General features: G+C 53.5%; 17 protein-coding genes and 1 tRNA gene. 5 read left to right on the top strand and 13 right to left on the bottom strand.

From position 1 onward, the window contains the following. Positions 1 to 14: 14 nt before the first annotated feature. From oppF to MKZ79_RS03595, 7 genes are all read right to left on the bottom strand, one after another. Positions 15 to 1,013, bottom strand: a complete 999-nt coding sequence (oppF, locus tag MKZ79_RS03625; RefSeq protein ID WP_336140228.1) for a murein tripeptide/oligopeptide ABC transporter ATP binding protein OppF — start codon at positions 1,011 to 1,013, stop codon at positions 15 to 17. After that, positions 1,010 to 2,023 (bottom strand): ABC transporter ATP-binding protein, encoded by a 1,014-nt coding sequence (locus MKZ79_RS03620; protein WP_336140227.1) that lies wholly within the window; start codon positions 2,021 to 2,023, stop codon positions 1,010 to 1,012. Before MKZ79_RS03620 ends, oppF begins: the two co-directional genes overlap by 4 nt. Positions 2,024 to 2,034: 11 nt before the next feature. Next, positions 2,035 to 2,943, bottom strand: a complete 909-nt coding sequence (gene oppC, locus MKZ79_RS03615; RefSeq protein ID WP_336140226.1) for an oligopeptide ABC transporter permease OppC — start codon at positions 2,941 to 2,943, stop codon at positions 2,035 to 2,037. Between the two features lie 14 nt (positions 2,944 to 2,957). Then, positions 2,958 to 3,878 carry an oligopeptide ABC transporter permease OppB gene (gene oppB, locus MKZ79_RS03610; protein WP_336140225.1) on the bottom strand — a complete coding sequence of 307 codons (921 nt, stop codon included), beginning with the start codon at positions 3,876 to 3,878 and terminating at the stop codon, positions 2,958 to 2,960. A gap of 74 nt (positions 3,879 to 3,952) precedes the next feature. Next, entirely contained in the window at positions 3,953 to 5,581 is a 1,629-nt protein-coding gene (gene oppA, locus MKZ79_RS03605) for an oligopeptide ABC transporter substrate-binding protein OppA (RefSeq protein WP_336140224.1), read from the bottom strand. Positions 5,582 to 5,725: 144 nt separating this feature from the next. After that, entirely contained in the window at positions 5,726 to 7,348 is a 1,623-nt protein-coding gene (locus tag MKZ79_RS03600) for an ABC transporter substrate-binding protein (protein ID WP_336140223.1), read from the bottom strand. Positions 7,349 to 7,951: 603 nt separating this feature from the next. Continuing rightward, positions 7,952 to 8,599: a YchE family NAAT transporter gene (locus tag MKZ79_RS03595; protein WP_336140222.1), complete on the bottom strand. Its 648-nt coding sequence runs from the start codon at positions 8,597 to 8,599 to the stop codon at positions 7,952 to 7,954. 457 nt (positions 8,600 to 9,056) lie between these two features. Here MKZ79_RS03595 and adhE point away from each other — a divergent pair, with 457 nt between their 5' ends. Then, on the top strand, positions 9,057 to 11,732 hold the full coding sequence (gene adhE / locus MKZ79_RS03590; protein WP_336140221.1) for a bifunctional acetaldehyde-CoA/alcohol dehydrogenase: 2,676 nt from the start codon (positions 9,057 to 9,059) through the stop codon (positions 11,730 to 11,732). Positions 11,733 to 11,831: 99 nt separating this feature from the next. On the opposite strand, the gene tdk is transcribed toward adhE, so the two are convergent. Next, positions 11,832 to 12,455, bottom strand: a complete 624-nt coding sequence (tdk, locus tag MKZ79_RS03585; protein WP_336140220.1) for a thymidine kinase — start codon at positions 12,453 to 12,455, stop codon at positions 11,832 to 11,834. A 515-nt stretch (positions 12,456 to 12,970) separates the two neighbouring features. On the opposite strand from tdk, the gene hns reads away from it, so the two are divergent. Continuing rightward, positions 12,971 to 13,378, top strand: a complete 408-nt coding sequence (hns, locus tag MKZ79_RS03580) for a histone-like nucleoid-structuring protein H-NS (RefSeq protein ID WP_336140219.1) — start codon at positions 12,971 to 12,973, stop codon at positions 13,376 to 13,378. A 70-nt stretch (positions 13,379 to 13,448) separates the two neighbouring features. On the opposite strand, the gene MKZ79_RS03575 is transcribed toward hns, so the two are convergent. From MKZ79_RS03575 to rssA, 5 genes are all read right to left on the bottom strand, one after another. Beyond that, positions 13,449 to 14,456, bottom strand: coding sequence for an NAD-dependent epimerase (locus MKZ79_RS03575; protein ID WP_336140217.1), 1,008 nt, complete (start codon positions 14,454 to 14,456; stop codon positions 13,449 to 13,451). Between the two features lie 15 nt (positions 14,457 to 14,471). Then, entirely contained in the window at positions 14,472 to 15,812 is a 1,341-nt protein-coding gene (locus MKZ79_RS03570; protein ID WP_336140216.1) for a UDP-glucose dehydrogenase family protein, read from the bottom strand. Between the two features lie 27 nt (positions 15,813 to 15,839). Beyond that, positions 15,840 to 16,748 carry a UTP--glucose-1-phosphate uridylyltransferase GalU gene (gene galU, locus MKZ79_RS03565; protein ID WP_336140215.1) on the bottom strand — a complete coding sequence of 303 codons (909 nt, stop codon included), beginning with the start codon at positions 16,746 to 16,748 and terminating at the stop codon, positions 15,840 to 15,842. A gap of 193 nt (positions 16,749 to 16,941) precedes the next feature. Further along, entirely contained in the window at positions 16,942 to 17,955 is a 1,014-nt protein-coding gene (gene rssB / locus MKZ79_RS03560; protein ID WP_336140214.1) for a two-component system response regulator RssB, read from the bottom strand. A 79-nt stretch (positions 17,956 to 18,034) separates the two neighbouring features. Further along, complete coding sequence (gene rssA / locus MKZ79_RS03555) at positions 18,035 to 18,952, bottom strand: patatin-like phospholipase RssA (protein ID WP_336140213.1); 918 nt, start codon at positions 18,950 to 18,952, stop codon at positions 18,035 to 18,037. A gap of 104 nt (positions 18,953 to 19,056) precedes the next feature. Between rssA and MKZ79_RS03550 the strand changes: the two genes are divergently transcribed. The 3 genes from MKZ79_RS03550 to MKZ79_RS03540 all read left to right on the top strand — a co-directional run bounded on the left by MKZ79_RS03550 (position 19,057) and on the right by MKZ79_RS03540 (position 20,642). Next, on the top strand, positions 19,057 to 19,515 hold the full coding sequence (locus tag MKZ79_RS03550; protein WP_336140212.1) for a YchJ family protein: 459 nt from the start codon (positions 19,057 to 19,059) through the stop codon (positions 19,513 to 19,515). Between the two features lie 48 nt (positions 19,516 to 19,563). Next, positions 19,564 to 20,412 carry a formyltetrahydrofolate deformylase gene (gene purU / locus MKZ79_RS03545; protein ID WP_336140211.1) on the top strand — a complete coding sequence of 283 codons (849 nt, stop codon included), beginning with the start codon at positions 19,564 to 19,566 and terminating at the stop codon, positions 20,410 to 20,412. Between the two features lie 145 nt (positions 20,413 to 20,557). Continuing rightward, positions 20,558 to 20,642 (top strand) — tRNA-Tyr (locus MKZ79_RS03540). The last annotated feature ends 223 nt before the right edge of the window (positions 20,643 to 20,865 follow it).

Genomic DNA, 20,865 nt, shown 5'->3' with positions numbered 1-20,865 from the left:
CGGTTTTCTCGCGACTATAACGGATCGACCTTCAGACAGGAAACCGCATGGCGGAAGCTGCCCTCCAGCAGCGGACGGGTTTTGGCGCACTCCGGCCCGGCTATCGGGCAGCGGGTGCGGAACACGCAGCCTGAAGGCGGATCGATCGGCGAAGGCAGTTCCCCTTCCAGCAGCTGTATCACCTTGTTTTTTTCCAGATCCGGATCGGGGATCGGCACTGCCGACATCAGCGCTCTGGTGTAAGGATGCTGCGGATTATGATAAACCTCATCATAGGTGCCCAGCTCTACCGCATGGCCCAGATACATCACCAGCACGCGATCGGAAATATGCTTCACCACCGCCAGATCGTGCGCGATAAAGATCAGCGAAAGCCCCATCTCGCGCTGCAGCTGTTGCAGCAGATTGACCACCTGCGCCTGAATGGAAACGTCCAGCGCGGAAACCGGTTCGTCGCAGATAATCAGCTTAGGTTCCAGAATCAGCGCCCGCGCGATGCCGATGCGCTGGCACTGGCCGCCAGAGAATTCGTGCGGATAGCGGTTGATCAGGTTGGGCAATAATCCCACCTTCATCATCATATTCTTGACCCGCTCTTTGACCTCCTGACGCGCCATGTTGGGATGATAGGTACGCAGCGGTTCAGCAATGATATCGCCGATAGTCATGCGCGGGTTCAGCGAGGCCAACGGATCCTGGAAAATCATCTGGATATCGCTGCGCGCCTTACGCCACTCCTCTTCGCTTTGTCCTAGCAGATCGCGGCCCAGCCAGGCTACGCGACCGTGGGTCGCTTTTACCAGGCCGATAATAGCGCGGGCCAGCGTCGATTTGCCGCAGCCGGACTCGCCAACCACGCCCAGCGTTTCCCCTTCGTAGAGACGCAGGCTGACGCCGTCCACTGCCTTCAGGGTTTTCGGCGGCTGCCAGAACCACTGGCCGCTATCCTTAATCGCGAAGTGCACTTTCAGATCGGCGATTTCCAACAGAACGTTTTTTTCAGCCGTGCTCATACCAGCTCCTCCGCAGGTTTAAAACAGGCACGCAGCCGCTCCTGACCAAACGGCTCCAGCGGCGGCATGGTGGCGCAAATCTCCATCGCGTGCGGACAGCGCGGCTGGAAAGGACAGCCTTTCGGCAATCGCAGCAAATTAGGCGGGTTGCCGGGAATAGTGGTTAATGAATCGCCTTCCGCATCCAGTCGCGGTACGGCGTTCAACAGGCCGATGGAATAAGGATGCGTCGGCTGATAGAAGATGTCGCGGGCTTTGCCATACTCCATCGTGCGGCCAGCGTACATCACCAGCACGCGATCGCAAATCCCCGCCACTACGCCTAAATCGTGGGTGATCATGATGATAGCGGTGTTGAATTCTCTTTTCAGATCGTTGAGCAGCGTCATTATCTGCGCCTGGACGGTCACATCCAGCGCCGTGGTCGGCTCGTCGGCGATCAGCAGTTTAGGCCGACAGAGCAGCGCCATGGCAATCATTACGCGCTGGCGCATCCCGCCAGAAAATTCGTGCGGATACATCTTCATCCGCTTACGCGCCTCGGGCATTTTCACCGCGTCAAGCATCCGTACAGACTCTTCAAAAGCCTGCGCGCTGCTCATCCCTTTATGCAGCTGTAACACTTCCATCAGCTGCTCGCCGACGCGCATATAGGGATTCAGCGAGGTCATCGGATCCTGAAAAATCATCGCAATCTCTTCCGCCCGCAGGCGGTTAAGCTGCTTTTCAGGCAGGTTGAGGATCTCACTGCCGCGAAAGCGCGCTGAACCGCCGATGCGGCCGTTGCTGGCCAGCAGGCCCATCAGCGCAAAGGCCGTTTGCGACTTGCCGGAACCGGACTCGCCGACAATGCCCAGCGTTTCGCCCGCACGCAGATCGAAATTGAGATCGTTGACCGCGGTGACGTCGCCGTCCGGCGTTTTAAAGGTGACGCGCAGATCTTTCACCGACAGCAGCAGTTCGCTTCCCGCCTGTTTCGCCATCGCTGGCTGTAGTGTTGTGACGTTCATCGGCTAACTCCTTAACGATCTTTCGGGTCGAGGGCGTCGCGCAGGCCGTCGCCGATAAAGTTGAAACAAAACAGCGTAACGACCAGAAAACCGGCCGGGAACAGCAGCAGCCACGGCGACACTTCCATCGAATTGGCGCCGTCGCTGAGCAGCGCGCCCCAGCTGCTCAAGGGCTCCTGAGTGCCCAGCCCCAGAAAGCTGAGGAAAGATTCAAACAGGATCATGCTCGGCACCAGCAGCGAAGCGTAAACCACCACCACGCCCAGCACGTTGGGTACGATATGACGCAGCACGATGCTGGCGGTTGACACGCCGCCCACGTGGGCCGCCTCGATAAACTCTTTGCGTTTGAGGCTCAGCGTCTGACCGCGCACGATACGCGCCATATCCAGCCAGGAAACCAGGCCGATCGCCACGAAAATCAGCAGGATATTACGGCCAAAGAAGGTTACCAGCAGGATCACGAAGAACATAAAGGGGAAGGAGTTGAGGATCTCCAGCAGACGCATCATCACCGAATCGACCTTGCCGCCCAGATAGCCTGCCAGCGAGCCGTAAAGCGTGCCGACCAGCACCGCTACCAGCGCGGAGGCGATGCCAACCATCAGCGAAATACGCCCGCCGATCGCCACGCGCACCAGCAAGTCGCGTCCTGATGAGTCGGTGCCGAAATAGTGCTTTGAAGCGAAATCCGGCGCATTCGACATCATGCCCCAGTCGGTGTCGTCGTAGGTGAACGAGGAAAGCATGGGCGCAAAGATCACAAACAGCGCAATCAGCACCAGCACGGCCAGGCTGGCCAGCGCCGCGCGGTTATGAATAAAGCGACGACGCGCGTCCTGCCATAAGCTGCGCCCTTCGATCTCCAGCTTTTCGCTGAAGGTATCAAGAGCTTCGCTGTTTTTCTTACTCAGTATCATGGCGAGCTCCGCAATCAGTAACGAATTTTTGGATCGATAACCGCATACAGCACGTCGACGATCGCGTTAAAGAGAATAGTCAGCACGCCAACCAGAATGGTCAGGCTGAGCACCAGCGAGTAGTCGCGGTTCAGCGCGCCGTTGACGAACAGCTGGCCGATGCCGGGCAAACCGTAGATGGTTTCGATAACCATCGAGCCGGTGATAATGCCGACAAAAGCGGGCCCGAGATAGGAAAGCACCGGCAGCATCGCGGGCTTCAGCGCGTGACGCAGGATAATGCGGCGCATCGGCAGCCCTTTGGCGCGCGCCGTGCGAATAAAGTTGGCGTGCAGCACCTCGATCATCGAGCCGCGCGTGATTCGGGCGATGCTGGCGATATAGGCCAGCGACAGCGCCACCATCGGCAGGATCATGTACGGCAGCGCGCCGCCGTTCCAGCCGCCGCCCGGCAGCCATTTCAGGGAGATCGCGAACACCAGCACCAGTAGCGGCGCGACCACAAAGCTGGGGATTACGACGCCGGTCATGGCGAACCCCATCACCAGAAAGTCCCATTTGCTGTTCTGCTTTAATGCCGAGATCACGCCTGCCGTCACGCCCAGCACAATCGCCAGGATAAAAGCGGCCAGGCCGAGTTTGGCGGAAACCGGGAAGGCGTGGCCAACCAGATAGTTAACCGAATAGTCTTTGTATTTAAACGATGGCCCGAAGTCGCCGCGTGCCAGCTGCCCGAGATAATCCAGATACTGTTTCCAGATCGGATCGTTCAGATGATATTTGGCTTCAATATTCGCCATGACTTCCGGCGACAGCGTGCGCTCGCCGGTAAAGGGACTGCCCGGCGCCAGACGCATCATAAAGAAGGAGATAGTAATCAGGATTAGTAGCGTCGGAATCGCTTCCAGAAAACGACGAAAAATAAATTTTAACATTGCCCGTACCTGCTGGCCTGTGCTTCAGCACTGCTCAAAAGAGTTTCAGGGGGAAGCATGCTTCCCCCGTTTTTTTAATGTTTAATGATGTAGAGATTTTTATCGTACAGGTAATTCAGCGGATCTTTGCCGGTATAGCCGCCGACGTAAGGCTTCACCAGACGGGTATTGGCGTAGTAGAACACCGGCGCGATAACCGAATCTTTATCCAGCTGCTGCTCGGCCTCGGTGTAGGCTTTGCTGCGGGCCGCCTCGTCGCTGGCCGCCGTGGCCGAGGCCATAATTTTGTCGAAGGCTGGCGATTTGTAGTGCGAAGTGTTATTGCTACTGCCGGAGAGCATGGTGTTCAGGAAAGAAGTCGGTTCGTTATAGTCCGCGCACCAGGCCGCACGGGCAATATCAAAGTTGCCCTGATGACGGGTATCCAGGAAGGTTTTCCACTCCTGGTTATTGAGTTTGATATTGACGCCCAGGTTCTTCTTCCAGATCGAGGCAGCGGCGATCGCCAGCTTTTTATGCAGGTCGGAAGTATTGTAGAGCAGTTCGAAGGTCAGCGGCTTATCGGCGCTGTAGCCCGCTTCCGCCAGCAGTTTTTTTGCCTCTTCGTTACGTTTTTCCTGCGTCCAGCTCGTCCATTCCGGCTTCACCAGGCTGGCGCCATCAATCGCCGGCGGCGTATAGCTCCAGGCTGGCTGCTGGCCCTGCGCCAGCACCTTGTTGACCATAATGTCGCGGTCCAGCCCCAGCTTCAGCGCGGTACGCACGCGAGGATCGTTGAAAGGCGCTTTCTGGTTATTGATTTCGTAATAGTAGGTGCAGAGATAGGGATCGACGCGCAGCTCTTTCGGGTTCTCTTTTTGCAGCTTTTTAAACAGCTCAATCGGCAGATTGGTGTAGGTCATATCGCTGCCGTTGCTGCTGAAGTAGCGGTTAACGTCGTTAACTTCGGACGGAATGGGCAGAAAGGTCACTTTCTCCAGCACGGTATGGGCGTTGTCCCAATACTGCGGGTTGCGCACCACAACGATACGCTCGTTGATAATGTGTTCCTGCAGCTTGTAAGCGCCGTTGCCAACCCAGTTTTCCGGCTGAGTCCACTTTTCGCCGAATTTTTCGATAGCGGGTTTATATACCGGCGACATCGAAGGATGGATCAGCAGCTTATAGAAATAAGGCACGGACTCGCTTAGCGTCACCTGCAGCGTATGCTCGTCAATCGCTTTAACGCCCAGCTCACTGGATTTTTTCTTGCCGGCGATAATGTCGTCAATATTTTCCAGATGACCATATTGCAGATAGCTGGCGTAAGGCGATGCGGTTTTGGGATCGGCCAGACGCTGCCAGCTGTAAACGAAATCCTGCGCGGTCACCGGCTCGCCGTTCGACCATTTGGCGTTGGTGCGCAGATGGAATGTCCAGACCTTGCCATCCTTGTTGTCCCAGCTTTCCGCCACGCCCGCTATCGGATGGCCGTTAGCATCATTGATCAGTAACCCTTCTAACAGGTCATAACTGACGTTGGACTCGGGCACACCTTCGATTTTGTGCGGATCCAGCGACTGCACTTCGTCGCCATTGCCTTTAATCAGCTCCTGCTTAGCGGCAAGCTGCACGCCAGCGGGCACCGTCGCCGCCGAAGCCATACCGGTCAGCGCGCTGAGGATGCCCAGCGCCAGCAGGCGCTTTTTCGTGATGTTGGTCATTGTGCTACTCCAGTTTTTATTATTACCGGGACGCTTTAGCTACCCCTGTTTGCCGGGCCCAGGCTCATAGCACGGAACGAACGCGCTACGGCCGTTTTTTTACCCTGCGGCTATCACTCTTTTAGTTACTACCTTCTTCACAAATCAATGCTTTGTAATCCAGAAATATTTTATATCCGGCTGATCCTGCGGGTCTTTGCCGGTAAAACCGCCAACCCAGGGTTTTACCAGCCTGGCGCTAACGCGGTAATAGACCGGCACGATGGCGGAATCACGATCGAGCTGCTGTTCCGCCTGCTGGTAGAGCGCGGCGCGCTGCCCGGCATCGGATGTCGCCAGCGCTTGCGCCAGCAGCGCATCAAATTTTTCGCTGTGATAGAAAGCGGTGTTGCTGGAAGAGCGGCTTTGCATCGTGTTCAGGAAGGTGGAAGGTTCGTTGTAGTCGGCGCACCAGGTTGCGCGAGCGACGTCGAAATCGCCCTGATGACGGGTATCCAACATAGTTTTCCACTCCTGATTATCCAGAGTGACCCGCGCGCCCAGGTTTTTTTGCCACATGGAGGCCGCGGCAATAGCCTGCTTTTTATTTAAATCAGAGGTGTTGTAGAGCAGCTTAAATTGCAGCGGTTTCTCTGCGCTGTAGCCCGCCTCGTTCAGCAGCTTTTTCGCCAGCTCGTTGCGCTGTGGCTGGCTAAGCTTCATCCATTCCGGCGGCGGCAGCTTCGCGCCGTCAATATAAGGTGGCGTGAAGCCGCCCGCCGGAATCTGTCCCTGCCCCATGATTTTGTCGGCGATAATGTCGCGATCCAGCGTCAGCTTTACCGCCGTGCGCACGCGCGCATCGTTGAACGGCGGTCGCTTATTGTTAAGCTCATAGTAAAAAGTGCACAGCAACGGGCTGACGCGCACCTGCGAACCCAGCGTTTTTTTCAGCGTGGGAAACAGCTCTGGCGGCAACACGCTGTTGGTCATATCAATTTCGCCGCTGCGATAGCGATTAACATCGCTAGTTTCAGAGGTGATGGGCAAAAAGGTTGCCGTTTCAATCGTGGTGCCCGCGTTATTCCAGTAGGTTGGGTTGCGTTTCAGCACGATTTTTTCGTTAATCACCCAGTCGCTCAGGGTATAGGCGCCGTTGCTGACGTAGTGTGCCGGCTGCGTCCAGCTGTCGCCCCACTGCTCCACGGCTTTGCGGTTTACTGGCTTCAGCGCAGCGTTGACCGCCAGCGCAGTAAAGTAAGGTACCGGCTCGCTTAGCGTGACCTGCAGATGATTTTCATCAAGGGCGCGGATGCCGAGATCCGAAGGCGGCTTTTTCCCGCTCAGTATCTCGTCGATATTTTCAATATGCGCGTACTGCAGATAGCTCGCGTAGGGCGAGGCGGTTTTGGGATCGGCCAATCGCCGCCAGCTGTAGACGAAATCGCTGGCCGTGACCGGATCGCCGTTGCTCCAGGTCGCTTTGCGCAGCGTAAAGGTCCAGACTTTATCGGCTTCGCTGTGCCAGCTCTCCGCGATGCCAGGCACAATACGCCCGTTATTGTCGGTAGCGACAAGCCCTTCCAGCAGGTTGATGACCACGTTGCTTTCCGGTACGCCTTCAATTTTTTGCGGATCGAGCGTTGAAACTTCGCCACCGTTATTAATGGTGATGCTCTGCTGCGGGGCCAGCTCGACGCCGACAGGCGCTGCGGCCAGGCTGGATGCGGTTAACGCTATCGAGGTGACGGCGGCCAGCTTCAGAGGCAAACTCTGCACTATTCTCATGAAAGGATTTCTACCTCTGTACGAAATGTCTGACGAAAAGCGTTGCCTGACAGGCTTTGCACATCTGATGCCAGTTTTATCCGCTGCAGCAAAACCTATCAGAAGCCGACTTTTCGCGCCAAGGTAAATTAACGGAAATGTTAACCAATTCTCTTTTATTCGTTACTGAACGCGCTGCAAGCCACTTATTTTAACAGAAAAATAAAGATCAACTCTTTGATATAAATCGTTTTTATTGGAAATTTCCTTTTTGACTACTTTTTAACGAACATTTTCTTTGTTTACAGCAGCTGCTGTGCCGTAAACCATTTCAGGCAGCAGAATATGAGGATTTTTATTCACAATTAAGCATTTTATTTTCGTTATCAGTCACAAAACAGTGATTTTAAATGTTATTTTTCTCACATTTACTATCACACTGATAAAAAAGGCGTAGTTTTCAGTAATTACATTAATAATGACGCCTCTCTGTTAAGTAGCAGAAATAAACGCCCCAAAAGAGTGCACAATAGTCGCAATTTGCTCTTTTTTAGGGCGCCTTTTTAGTAGCGGAATAAAATAAGCGCAGATTATGCGCCTGAATCCCTGTTTCGCAGTGAACCGTTATCCGCTCAGCCCCGGAAACAGCGCCCTGACGCCGGTTACAATAAATTCAATGCCTAATGCCATCAGCAACAGTCCCATGATACGGGTAATAACGTTGATGCCTGTCTGCCCCAGCGCCCTGACCATCAGTGGTGCAGCACGGAACAGTAGCCAGCAGCAAAGAGCGAAAAGCGCGATGGCAAGGCTAAAACCCAGCAAATTCTGCCAGCTGTGATAACGAGTACTCCACACAATGGTTGAGCTGATCGCTCCTGGCCCGGCCATCAGCGGCAGCGCCAGCGGCACTACGCCGACGCTTTCACGAATCGCCGTTTCCGTTTTCTCCTGCTTGTTCTGTTTATCCTCGCCCAGCTTGCCGCTGATCATCGACATAGCGATGGTCACCACCAGTATGCCGCCGGCGATGCGGAAAGAGTCGATAGAGATGCCGAAGATATGAAGAATAGCGTCGCCCAGAAACAATGAAGTCCAGAGAATAATGGCGACGGAAAGGCTGGCGGTCAGATTGGTTTTGTTACGCGCCGCCGGCAGCTGGTAGCTGGTCATGCTGATAAACACCGGAATGATGCCAACCGGGTTGACCAGCGCAAAAAGCCCGACAAAGAATTTCACGTAGCCTGAAAGATCAAGGATGGTCGGGTTCACGCTTTTCTCCAAAAAATTTATCGAAAACAGGCTGCTGGCGCCGCAGGATTTCTGCCGGACAGCAGTTCAGAAACGTCCCTAAAGAGCATAAAAAGCAGTTAATTACGCTAATAAATACGTCATAAGCAAACTATAGCGCTAATAATTTATCCTGTCGTAAAAATACAGGCTATTGAAAATCCTGCATATCCGCCGAAACAGCGCTGCTGAAAGGTGTCAGCATGGATGAACCTTGATCTAAATCAAAATCAATTGCCGCACCAGTGCGTACTATGTCGGCAGTTGACGGGCTTTTCATCGCAGACACGCTAAGGATAGCGGCAACGATGCGTAGACTCTTTTAGTAAACCTGTAGAACGTTAGCAAGCGCGTTTCGGCAACACCTGACCATGCTTGTCTATAATTGTCAGTTCTGGCTTGTTTACTAATAGAGTTTAACTTTCATCAGGAGAGCATTATGGCCGTTACTAACGTTGCTGAGCTTAACGCACTGGTTGAACGTGTAAAAAAAGCCCAGCGAGAGTACGCTAACTTTACCCAGGAACAGGTCGACAAAATTTTCCGCGCTGCCGCTCTGGCTGCCGCCGATGCCCGTATTCCACTGGCTAAAATGGCCGTAGCGGAATCGGGAATGGGTATTGTTGAAGATAAAGTCATCAAAAACCACTTCGCTTCTGAATATATTTACAACGCCTATAAAGATGAGAAAACCTGCGGTATTCTCGAAACCGACGATACCTTCGGCACTATCACTATCGCTGAACCTACCGGCCTGATCTGCGGCATTGTCCCTACTACAAACCCGACTTCTACCGCAATTTTCAAAGCGCTGATTAGCCTGAAAACCCGTAACGGCATTATTTTCTCTCCACATCCTCGCGCGAAAGACGCCACCAATAAAGCGGCGGATATCGTGTTGCAGGCTGCCATTGCTGCAGGTGCGCCAAAAGATATTATCGGCTGGATCGATGCGCCTTCCGTCGAACTTTCTAACCAGCTGATGCACCATCCCGACATCAACCTGATCCTTGCTACCGGCGGCCCCGGCATGGTTAAGGCCGCTTACAGCTCTGGCAAGCCAGCTATCGGCGTCGGCGCAGGCAATACGCCAGTGGTGATTGACGAAACGGCGGATATTAAGCGCGCGGTGGCGTCAATTCTGATGTCTAAAACTTTTGATAACGGCGTCATTTGCGCTTCCGAACAGTCGGTTATCGTAGTCGATTCCGTTTACGAAGCCGTCCGCGAACGCTTCGCCAGCCACGGCGGCTATCTGCTGCAGGGCAAAGAGCTGAAGGCTGTCCAGGATATCATCCTGAAAAATGGCGGTTTGAACGCGGCTATTGTAGGTCAGCCTGCGGTTAAAATTGCCGAAATGGCGGGTATCAGCGTCCCGGCTAACACCAAAATTCTGATTGGCGAAGTGAAACTGGTGGATGAGTCCGAGCCGTTCGCGCACGAAAAACTCTCCCCTACGCTCGCCATGTACCGCGCAAAAGATTTTGAAGAAGCGGTTAGCAAAGCGGAAAAACTGGTGGCGATGGGCGGTATCGGCCACACATCCTGCCTCTATACCGATCAGGACAACGAACGCGAGCGCGTCAACTATTTCGGCGACAGAATGAAAACCGCGCGTATCTTGATCAATACGCCAGCATCACAGGGCGGTATCGGCGACCTTTACAACTTTAAGCTGGCGCCATCGCTGACGCTGGGCTGCGGCTCCTGGGGCGGCAACTCTATCTCGGAAAACGTAGGGCCGAAACATCTGATCAACAAGAAAACCGTGGCTAAGCGAGCAGAAAATATGTTGTGGCATAAACTTCCCAAGTCTATCTACTTCCGCCGCGGTTCTCTGCCTATTGCCATGGAAGAGGTAGCGACTGACGGGGCCAAACGCGCCTTTATCGTTACCGACCGCTACCTGTTCAACAACGGCTATGCGGATCAGGTGGTTTCAGTGCTGAAGTCTCACGGTCTGGAAACCGAAGTGTTCTTCGAGGTGGAAGCGGATCCTACGCTGAGCATCGTGCGCAAAGGCGCTGAGCAGATGCACTCCTTTAAGCCGGACGTAATTATCGCGCTGGGCGGCGGTTCGCCAATGGATGCGGCCAAAATTATGTGGGTGATGTACGAGCATCCTGAAACCCATTTCGAAGAGCTGGCGCTGCGCTTTATGGATATCCGTAAACGTATCTATAAGTTCCCGAAAATGGGCGTGAAAGCGAAGATGATCGCGATCACCACTACCTCCGGCACCGGTTCAGAAGTCACGCCTTTCGCGGTGGTGACCGATGACGCCACCGGTCAGAAATATCCGCTGGCCGACTATGCGCTGACGCCGGATATGGCTATTGTGGACGCCAACCTGGTGATGAATATGCCTAAGTCGCTGTGCGCCTTCGGTGGTCTTGACGCCGTTACTCACGCGCTGGAAGCCTATGTCTCCGTGCTGGCCAATGAATATTCCGATGGTCAGGCGCTGCAGGCGCTGAAGCTGCTACAGGAGAATCTGCCAGCCAGCTATCGCGACGGCGCGAAGAACCCGGTTGCGCGTGAACGTGTGCACAATGCCGCCACCATCGCCGGTATCGCCTTTGCCAACGCCTTCCTCGGCGTCTGTCACTCAATGGCGCACAAGCTGGGTTCGGAGTTCCATATTCCACACGGTCTGGCTAATGCCCTGCTTATCAGCAACGTTATCCGCTATAACGCCAACGATAATCCAACCAAGCAGACGGCATTCAGCCAGTACGACCGTCCGCAGGCCCGTCGTCGCTATGCCGAAGTCGCCGATCATCTGCGCCTTAGCGCGCCTGGCGACCGTACCGCGCAGAAGATTGAGAAGCTGCTTGCCTGGCTGGAGAGCATGAAAGCCGAACTGGGCATTCCTAAATCGATTCGTGAGGCTGGCGTACAGGAAGCAGATTTCCTGGCGAAAGTAGACAAGCTGGCGGAAGATGCCTTCGACGACCAGTGTACCGGCGCTAACCCGCGCTATCCGCTGATTGCCGAGCTGAAACAGATTATGTTAGACAGCTTCTACGGCCGCGACTACGCAGAACCTTTTGCTTCCGTAGCCGAAGCGGTAACGGCACAACCGGTTGATACGCGCAAAAAAGTGAAAAAATAGAGTCCCAAACAGAACCCGCCGCAAGGCGGGTTTTTTTTATCCGTAAGCCGGCCTAATGTACCGGCAGCCCTCAGCGGCTAAATGGCTCTGCTGCCCTTCTCAGGCTGGCTTACGGCCCTTTTTGCCATAGACTGCTTCCAGAGAGTGCTGCTCAATAGCCGCCTTGTAGTGTTTACGGCAGACGGAAACGTAGCGCTCATTACCGCCGATAACGACCTGTTCGCCTTCGTTATAGGGCTCGCCGTTTTCATCCACCCGCAGCACCATTCCCGCTTTCCTGCCGCAGTGGCAAACGGTTTTCAGCTCCACCAGCTTATCAGCCCAGGCAAGCAGATAATGACTGCCGCTAAATAATTCGCCGCGAAAATCGGTACGCAGACCATAACAAAGTACGGGTATATCCAAATTATCGACGACGTCAGAAAGCTCTTTTACCTGTGTCCTTGTCAAAAATTGCGACTCATCAATCAGCACGCAGTGAACCGGTTCCATTTGCTGGTGCGATTTAATTTCGTCAAAAAGTGCCGTGTCGTTATTATACAATTTTGCAGGAGAAGAAAGGCCAATGCGTGAACTCACCTTGCCCGTACCAAACCGATTGTCAATTTCCGCTGTATAAACAAGCGTACGCATCCCCCGCTCATGATAGTTATAAGAGGACTGTAACAGCGCAGTAGATTTACCTGCATTCATGACGGAATAATAAAAATAAAGCTGAGCCATCGGGCCTTGCTCCGAATTAAAGTTTAATGAGTTTGGATTATTGTACCATATCGACAGGGATCAGGCGCGTTAACCGCCTGGCTTTTCCTGCCCCGCCGCCACGGCAACCAGAGCACTGACTGTACTAAGGAACAGGCGCGTCCGCCGCTTTTTTGTGCCTCTGATTTGTTTCTTTCGCCATTTTTAGCGCATTTAAGGATTAAAGAAAATTCGATCTTCCTGCTATTATTTACTGCGTTTTCTGCAAGTTAGCCTGCCGTACCTTTCGCAGATAATAGTTTAACTCTGATTATAAAATCAGAAATCAGGTGTTAGCTGATGCTGTTATCTGTTCCGGTACGCCACGCTTTTATTCAGCAGGTAATATTTTGCCGCGGGCATTAATAATGCATTCTGAACAGTAGAACATTAACCCATTTCCTTTTCTTACAAAATTAGCTATTGCAGTTCATTATAACGCGCTCTATTATTATCAGGCAGAACATTCACCCATTATAATTTTTGAGATCAGGACAATGAGCGAAGCACTTAAAATTTTGAACAACATCCGTACTCTGCGTGCGCAGGCCAGAGAATGCTCTTTGGAAACTCTGGAAGAGATGCTTGAGAAACTGGAAGTTGTTGTACACGAACGTCGTGAAGAAGAAAGTCACGCTCGCGCGGAAATCGAAGAGCGCACCCGTAAACTGCAGCAGTATCGTGAAATGCTGATTGCTGACGGCATCGATCCTAATGAACTTCTTTCCACGCAGAATGCAGCGAAAAGCACCGGCAAAACCAAGCGTGCGGCACGTCCTGCCAAGTATAAATACGTGGACGAAAACGGCGAAACCAAAACCTGGACTGGCCAGGGCCGTACGCCAGCGGTAATTAAGAAAGCTATCGAAGAGCAGGGTAAAAAGCTCGAAGACTTTATGCTGTAATTGCCCCGACGCGACGCCAGCTAAAAGGCGTGATAAAAAAGGAAGCTTTCGCTTCCTTTTTTAATGGCTGTTATACCTGATAAAACTCGCGATACCAACTGACGAAACGCGCCACGCCCTCCTCCACGCCGGTTTGCGGCTTAAATTCAATAGCGTTGTAGAGCGCGCTGGTATCAGCGCTGGTTTCCAGCACGTCACCCGGCTGCATCGGCAGCATATTTTTATCGGCAGTCATTCCCAGCGCTTTTTCCAGCGCTTCAATATAGGCCATCAGCGTCACCGGACTGCTGTTGCCGATATTATATACGCGATACGGCGCCGAGCTGCTAGCCGGGCTGCCGGTTTCCACCGTCCAGTCAGCCTGCGGCTGAGGAATAACATCCTGCAGACGCATAATGGCCTCGGCTATATCGTCGATATAGGTAAAATCGCGACGCATCTGTCCGTTGTTATAAACGTCTATTTTTTCACCCGCAATCATCGCCCGGGTAAATTTAAACAGCGCCATATCAGGACGCCCCCAGGGGCCGTAGACGGTAAAAAAGCGCAGGCCGGTAGTCGGAATACCATAAAGATGGGAATAGGTATGAGACATCAGCTCGTTGGCTTTTTTAGTGGCCGCATAGAGGGAAACCGGATGGTCTACCGAATCATCCGTGGAGAACGGCATTTTACGATTCAGACCATAAACCGAGCTGGAGGAAGCATAAAGCAAATGACCGACTTTATTATGTCGACACCCTTGCAGGATATTTAAATGCCCAATTAAGTTAGCGTCAGCGTAGGCCAGCGGATTTTCCAGCGAGTAGCGCACGCCTGCCTGAGCGGCAAGATGGATAACCCGGTCAAAGCGCTCTGCGGCAAAGAGATCGGCCATGCCTTTTCTGTCGGCAAGGTCGAGCTGGACAAAAGAGAAATTGCTGAGGGGTTTAAGTAAATCCAGACGGGCAAGTTTGAGTTTAACGTCGTAGTAGTCATTCAGGTTGTCGAGACCGACAACCTGGTGACCGGCGCCTAGCAGGCGTTGTGCAACGTGAAAACCTATAAATCCTGCTGCGCCGGTAACCAGATATTTCATACTGCCCTCGTTTAATTATGCAATTTGAATAGAAGCTCCGCGGCCGATTGCATAATAAACGAAACCGCGTTTGCTGATTCTTTCTGGATCATACAGGTTACGACCATCAAAAATCACGGGTTCTTTCAGGGCATTTTTAATAACGTCAAAATCCGGCGCGCGGAAGTTCTGCCATTCGGTACAGATCACCAGCCCGTCTGCACCCTGCAGCGCCGCTTCTTTGGTACCCATCAGCTTAAGATCGCTGCGGTGACCGTAGATACGCTGCGCTTCGTCCATCGCTTCCGGATCGAAAGCCTGAACCGAGGCGCCCGCCTGCCACAGCGCTTCCATCAGCACACGGCTGGAGGCTTCACGCATATCGTCTGTGTTCGGCTTGAACGAGAGTCCCCACAGCGCAAAAGTTTTGCCCTGCAGATTGTCGCCGAAGTGACGTTTAATGAAGTCCGGCAGCTTGTGCTTCTGCGAATCGTTGACGTCTTCCACCGCCTGCAGCAGACGTGGCTTATAGCCAATCTGCTCTGCGGTACGGATCAGCGCCTGCACATCTTTCGGGAAGCAGGAGCCGCCGTAGCCGCAGCCAGGATAGATGAAGGAGTAGCCGATACGGGAATCGGAACCGATACCCTGGCGAACCTTCTCGACATCCGCGCCCAGACGTTCCGCCAGGTTAGAGATCTCGTTCATAAAGCTGATCTTGGTGGCCAGCATGCAGTTAGCCGCATACTTGGTCAGCTCGGCGCTGCGGATATCCATCAGGATCATACGATCGTGATTACGGTTAAACGGCTCATACAGCTCGCGCAGCAGTTCCACAACCGCGTCGTTGTCGGTACCCACCACAATTCGCTCAGGACGCATGCAGTCGTTGACCGCTGCACCTTCCTTAAGGAATTCCGGGTTGGAGACCACGTCGAACTCGATCTCTTTGCCGCGAGCTTTCAGCGTTTCCGCCATCACGCTACGCACGCGGTCAGCCGTACCAACAGGAACGGTTGACTTATCGATCACGACTTTGTGATCGTTCATGTGCTGCGCAATAGTGCGCGCTACTGCGGTAACGTATTTCAGATCCGCAGAGCCGTCTTCATCCGGCGGCGTACCCACGGCGATAAACTGCATAATGCCGTGGTTAACGCCCTCTTCCGCGTTGGTGGAGAACTTGAGGCGGCCAGCCTCGTAGTTCTGCATCACCAGCGGCGTCAGGCCCGGTTCAAAAATTGGAATGATCCCTTTCTTCAGATTCTCGACTTTCTTTTCGTCGACATCGATACAAAGAACGTCATGTCCGACTTCGGCCAGAACAGCAGCCTGAACCAGACCAACATAGCCGATACCAAATACGGTGACTTTCATTGAATTGTCCCGGTTAAAAAATTAATCTTATTTCTCATTGCCAACGGTGCTTTCAAGCCATGCTTTGAAATCCGCACCCAGCGTATTGTGACGCACGCCGTACTCGACGAAAGCCTGCATATAGCCCAGTTTATTACCGCAGTCGTGGCTCACGCCTTTCAGGTGGTAAGCTTCAACGGTTTCTTTGTCCATCAGCATAGCGATAGAGTCGGTCAGCTGAATCTCGTCACCTGCGCCCGGAGGCGTTTTCGCCAGCAGTGGCCAGATATCCGCAGAAAGCACGTAACGACCCACTACCGCCAGGTTGGATGGCGCTTTGTCCGCTTTAGGCTTCTCAACCACACCGACCATTGGCGCGCTTTCGCCCGCTTTCAGTTCCGCGCCCTGGCAATCCACCACGCCATAAGCGGTCACGTCTTCTACTGGCTCAACCATGATCTGGCTGTGGCCGGTTTCTTCAAAGCGACGGATCATATCGGCCAGGTTTTCCTGAGCCAGGTTTGATTCGTATTCGTCGATGATCACGTCCGGCAGGATTACCGCGACCGGCTCATTGCCGACCACCGGGTGAGCGCACATGACGGCATGGCCCAGACCTTTCGCCAGACCCTGACGCACCTGCATAATGGTAACGTGAGGCGGGCAAATTGACTGAATCTCTTCCAGCAGCTGACGCTTAACGCGTTTTTCCAGCATCGCTTCCAGCTCGAAACTGGTATCAAAGTGGTTTTCGATAGAGTTTTTAGATGAGTGCGTTACCAGCACGATCTCGTTGATACCGGCAGCGATACATTCGTTAACGACATACTGAATTAACGGCTTATCAACCAGCGGCAGCATCTCTTTAGGAATAGCTTTGGTGGCAGGTAACATACGGGTTCCCAGACCAGCAACAGGGATAACCGCTTTTTTTACTTTGGACTTATAGGCAGACATCTAAGTACCTCTCTTTGGGCCGTTCAAGTTATTACTTGATATGTCGAGTTAAAAAACGAAGTGAGTATATCAGTTGAACCCGGATGGATTTATCCTGGTTCATTCATTTCCACGCAATTTAAGACTATTACCTAAGTGTAAAGCTTATCGCTGGCCCTGTCGTCAGCGCGCAGCGATAAAAAAGGCGGGACAATTATTCGGTGGACAACATCAGGCGCAGCCTGCCGCCAGCGCCCCATACCTGGCACTGCCAGGCGTCGCAGCGCTGGCTGATCTGATTAAGATGCGTGCTGCCCAAAGTACCAAGAGGAACGCCATTACTTAGCTGTATTTGATGTGAGTGAATATTCAAAGTGGCGTTTAAACCAGCAGAGACGAGGATAAGGTTTTTTAATCCCTGGTGATAATAGCCGACCAGCAAAGGAAATTGCCCCTGCAGGTTCGCCTGGCGTAAAAGCAAATTAACCTGCTTCAATAAACTATTTAACTCCGGCAGACGTTGCGCCTGGCCAGAAAGTTGATCCTGAAGCAGACCGTTAAATAATGCCCTTAGTAACAGCGCGGCCAACACGCCATTATCGCCCGCTCGGGTGACGTCCAGACAATAAAAAGCCAGATCCTTATCGGAAAGCGCCGCAACGTCGAGTACCAGCCCAGGCTGTTCCGCCATCGTCAGCTGACGATAGTTGATGCGGCAGTTGGCGATCTCCTGCTGAACCGGCGGCTGCAGCTGCTTCAGCAGCTTGGCGGCCGCCTGTGGATCGCGCACCAGTGCGTCCCAGTCCTGAAAGAGCTGCTCATCTTCTTCTACTTTAGAGGTAAACATAGAAGGATAGAGGCATTCGTACACCGCCTCGCGCAGCCTTTCCAGATCTTTTAATGGTTTTAGCAGGACATCCTGCACGCCCAGACGCAGCACGTGCGCGATATCAGACATGTTCTCTGTGGCAGAAATAACCAGTACCGGTACGCTGTTGCCGCTACTGCGAAGGTGTTCAACCAGTTTAATCCCGTTCATACGCGGCATAGCCAGATCGCAGATCATCAGATCGCACGCCAGATGCCGCATCTTTTCCAGAGCCTGAATACCGTCGTCGGCCAGCGTCACCGCAGCACCCAGCGAGCTCAGATAATTATCCAGCAGAGAACGGAAAACGACTTCGTCTTCAACTATCAGGATCTGTTTTCCGCTTAATGGTTTCTCCATTATCCCCCCTTGTGCGCCAGATAAGACAATAGTGGCTCAAAAACCACAATTGCGCCTCTCGAATTTGCCTGAAGCCGTGTCATCGTTCTTCCGGCAACGCGTACTGACGGACCAGCGGTAGCAATTCATCCATCTTTTTCTCAACGGCAAGCCTGCCTGCCCCAATGGCCTCTTCCGCCCGATGAAAATCCAGCGTGGAGATTTGCGGACAGAAAGGCTGGATCAGCACATCCGGCGGATCGCCTGCCATCCGGGTAAGCTTGATTCTGTTTTCCAACACCTGAATAGAGGTGGTCATAATTTCCATCGCTCCCGGCGTTTGTTTGGTTTTCCTGATGCCTGCTCCGCTCAGCTTCTGCCGCAATCTGCCGCGCCAGCCGTCGGCTTCGGCAGGCAACCTGACGCTTTGCGGCGTAACGGAAAGCAGGTTTTGCTGCATCAGATGGGCGTCATGCTGCAGATCGACGGCAATCACGATATCGGCGCCCAGCGCGCGAGTCAGAGAAACCGGGACAGGGTTGACGACCGCGCCGTCGACCAGCCAGTAGCCGTTCCAGTCCACCGGCGAAAGTAAACCTGGCATACTGCAGGAGGCCCGTATGGCCTGATGAAGATCGCCCTGCGTCAGCCAGAGCTCGCGCCCGGTGCTGAGATTAGTGGCGACGGCGCCGAACGGCATAGCGCACTCTTCTATATGGGTATGCGGCAGCAGCCGACGGACGTGATTGAATACGCGCTCACCGCGCAACAGGCCGCCGCGCCGCCAGGAAAGATCCATCAGGCGAAGCACGTCCCAATAGCTGAATCCCTGTACCCAGTTGGCAAGAAGGTGAAGACGACGACTGGCATAAGCGGCGCCGACAAGCGCTCCCACGGAGCAACCTGCCACCACATCAATCCTGATGCCGGCTCGTTCCAGCGCCTCAATCACGCCGATATGAGCCCACCCTTTAGCTGCGCCCGATCCCAGCGCCAGCCCAATCTTGACCTGTCTCATTCCACCTCTGGTGTTTGCTTAACGAACCAATGGCGCCATACACGCGGCTCGGTTACCATGACGCCCAACACTCATTCTTCCTTTCTATTTTCACTGGAGACAACGTGTCTGAACCCTGTCCATGCTGTAGCGGATTGCAGTATAGCTTATGTTGCCAACCCTGGCTTAACGGCGAAGGTATACCTCCCACACCAGAAGCCCTGATGCGCTCGCGCTATACCGCCTATGCCAAAAGCGACGCCGACTATCTGATCGCCACCTGGCATCCCGACTGCGATGCCGCACGCTTTCGCGAAAGCCTGGAACAGAGTTTCGCCGTCACCAGATGGCTTAGTTTACATATAGTTGAGGCGGATGCACCAGGAGATAATGCAGAAGGCTACGTCACTTTCTTCGCTCGTTACTCTGAAAATCAGCGCAACGGCTTTATTCATGAACGTTCACGCTTTCTTCGACTGGCGCAACGCTGGTATTATGTCGACGGAACTTTCCCTGAAACAGGGCGAAACGATCGGTGTCCTTGCGGCTCCGGCAAAAAATTTAAAAAATGCTGTGGCCAGTAATGGTCTTCCGCACCTCCTCAGAATTGCTTTGACAGGATTACCATCGCAATGCAAGCGCAAACACTGCAACGAAAAGTTTTACGTACCATCTGCCCGGACGCCAAAGGTCTGATCGCGAAAATCACCAACATCTGCTACAAGCACGAACTGAATATTGTTCAGAACAATGAGTTCGTCGATCATCGTACCGGCCGCTTCTTTATGCGTACCGAGCTGGAAGGGATTTTCAACGACGCTACGCTGCTGGCCGATCTGGATGGCGCTCTGCCTGCCGGTTTGTTCAGAGAGCTGAACGCCGCCGGCCGCCGTCGCGTCGTTATTCTGGTCACCAAAGAAGCCCATTGCCTGGGCGACCTGCTGATGAAGAGCACCTACGGCGGGCTGGATGTAGAAATCGCTGCCGTGATCGGCAATCACGAAACGCTGCGGACGCTGGTCGAGCGTTTTGACATTCCGTTTATGCTGGTCAGTCACGAAGGCCTGACGCGGGAAGAGCACGATAACAATATGGCGGCGGAGATTGACCGCTTCCAGCCTGACTATGTGGTGCTGGCCAAATATATGCGCGTGCTGACGCCGGCATTCGTGCAGCGTTACCCGAATCAGATTATCAACATCCATCACTCCTTCCTGCCGGCCTTTATTGGCGCGCGCCCTTATCATCAGGCCTATGAACGCGGCGTGAAGATCATTGGCGCTACCGCACACTACGTGAATGACAATCTGGACGAAGGCCCGATTATCATGCAGGACGTGATTCACGTGGATCATACTTATACGGCGGAAGATATGATGCGCGCAGGACGCGACGTAGAGAAAAACGTGTTGAGTCGGGCGCTTTATCAGGTGCTGGCGCAGCGCGTGTTTGTTTACGGCAACCGCACTATTATTCTGTAAGCGCTACAGACTGCTGTTTTGCCGGACAAAGCAGCAGTCAGAATAAAAAAGCGGCAAACGCGCCGCAATCAATAAATCCGGGCTTTACAGCGTGCCAGCATTTGGTATGATGCGCCCCGCTTTAGCAAGCAGCAGTAAGGCCAGTGGTGGGGTTCCCGAGCGGCCAAAGGGAGCAGACTGTAAATCTGCCGTCATCGACTTCGAAGGTTCGAATCCTTCCCCCACCACCATTTCCAACGTATGTTGGTTCGGCGTTAAGGCACACTCTTCCAGATCCCCCACGGGGAAGGATGAGAAGCTTCGACCTCGAAGGTTTGACCCGAAGGGCACGGAGCGCAGCGACGTGAATCCTTCCTGCACTGAAGCAGAGTTCAGCACCACCATTTCCAACGTATGTTGGTTCGGCGTTAAGGCACACTCTTCCAGATCCCCCACGGGGAAGGATGAGAAGCT

This window comes from Erwinia sp. CGal63 (assembly GCF_037026505.1).
Taxonomy (GTDB): Bacteria; Pseudomonadota; Gammaproteobacteria; order Enterobacterales; family Enterobacteriaceae; genus Erwinia.
This window is presented reverse-complemented; position numbering and strand designations above follow the sequence as displayed.

Bases quoted from the DNA above. Each gene is read 5' to 3' on its own strand.
- oppF (WP_336140228.1), bottom strand. From the start codon at position 1,013: ATGAGCACGGCTGAAAAAAACGTTCTGTTGGAAATCGCCGATCTGAAA.
- MKZ79_RS03620 (WP_336140227.1), bottom strand. From the start codon at position 2,023: ATGAACGTCACAACACTACAGCCAGCGATGGCGAAACAGGCGGGAAGC.
- oppC (WP_336140226.1), bottom strand. From the start codon at position 2,943: ATGATACTGAGTAAGAAAAACAGCGAAGCTCTTGATACCTTCAGCGAA.
- oppB (WP_336140225.1), bottom strand. From the start codon at position 3,878: ATGTTAAAATTTATTTTTCGTCGTTTTCTGGAAGCGATTCCGACGCTA.
- oppA (WP_336140224.1), bottom strand. From the start codon at position 5,581: ATGACCAACATCACGAAAAAGCGCCTGCTGGCGCTGGGCATCCTCAGC.
- MKZ79_RS03600 (WP_336140223.1), bottom strand. From the start codon at position 7,348: ATGAGAATAGTGCAGAGTTTGCCTCTGAAGCTGGCCGCCGTCACCTCG.
- adhE (WP_336140221.1), top strand. From the start codon at position 9,057: ATGGCCGTTACTAACGTTGCTGAGCTTAACGCACTGGTTGAACGTGTA.
- tdk (WP_336140220.1), bottom strand. From the start codon at position 12,455: ATGGCTCAGCTTTATTTTTATTATTCCGTCATGAATGCAGGTAAATCT.
- hns (WP_336140219.1), top strand. From the start codon at position 12,971: ATGAGCGAAGCACTTAAAATTTTGAACAACATCCGTACTCTGCGTGCG.
- MKZ79_RS03575 (WP_336140217.1), bottom strand. From the start codon at position 14,456: ATGAAATATCTGGTTACCGGCGCAGCAGGATTTATAGGTTTTCACGTT.
- MKZ79_RS03570 (WP_336140216.1), bottom strand. From the start codon at position 15,812: ATGAAAGTCACCGTATTTGGTATCGGCTATGTTGGTCTGGTTCAGGCT.
- galU (WP_336140215.1), bottom strand. From the start codon at position 16,748: ATGTCTGCCTATAAGTCCAAAGTAAAAAAAGCGGTTATCCCTGTTGCT.
- rssB (WP_336140214.1), bottom strand. From the start codon at position 17,955: ATGGAGAAACCATTAAGCGGAAAACAGATCCTGATAGTTGAAGACGAA.
- rssA (WP_336140213.1), bottom strand. From the start codon at position 18,952: ATGAGACAGGTCAAGATTGGGCTGGCGCTGGGATCGGGCGCAGCTAAA.
- purU (WP_336140211.1), top strand. From the start codon at position 19,564: ATGCAAGCGCAAACACTGCAACGAAAAGTTTTACGTACCATCTGCCCG.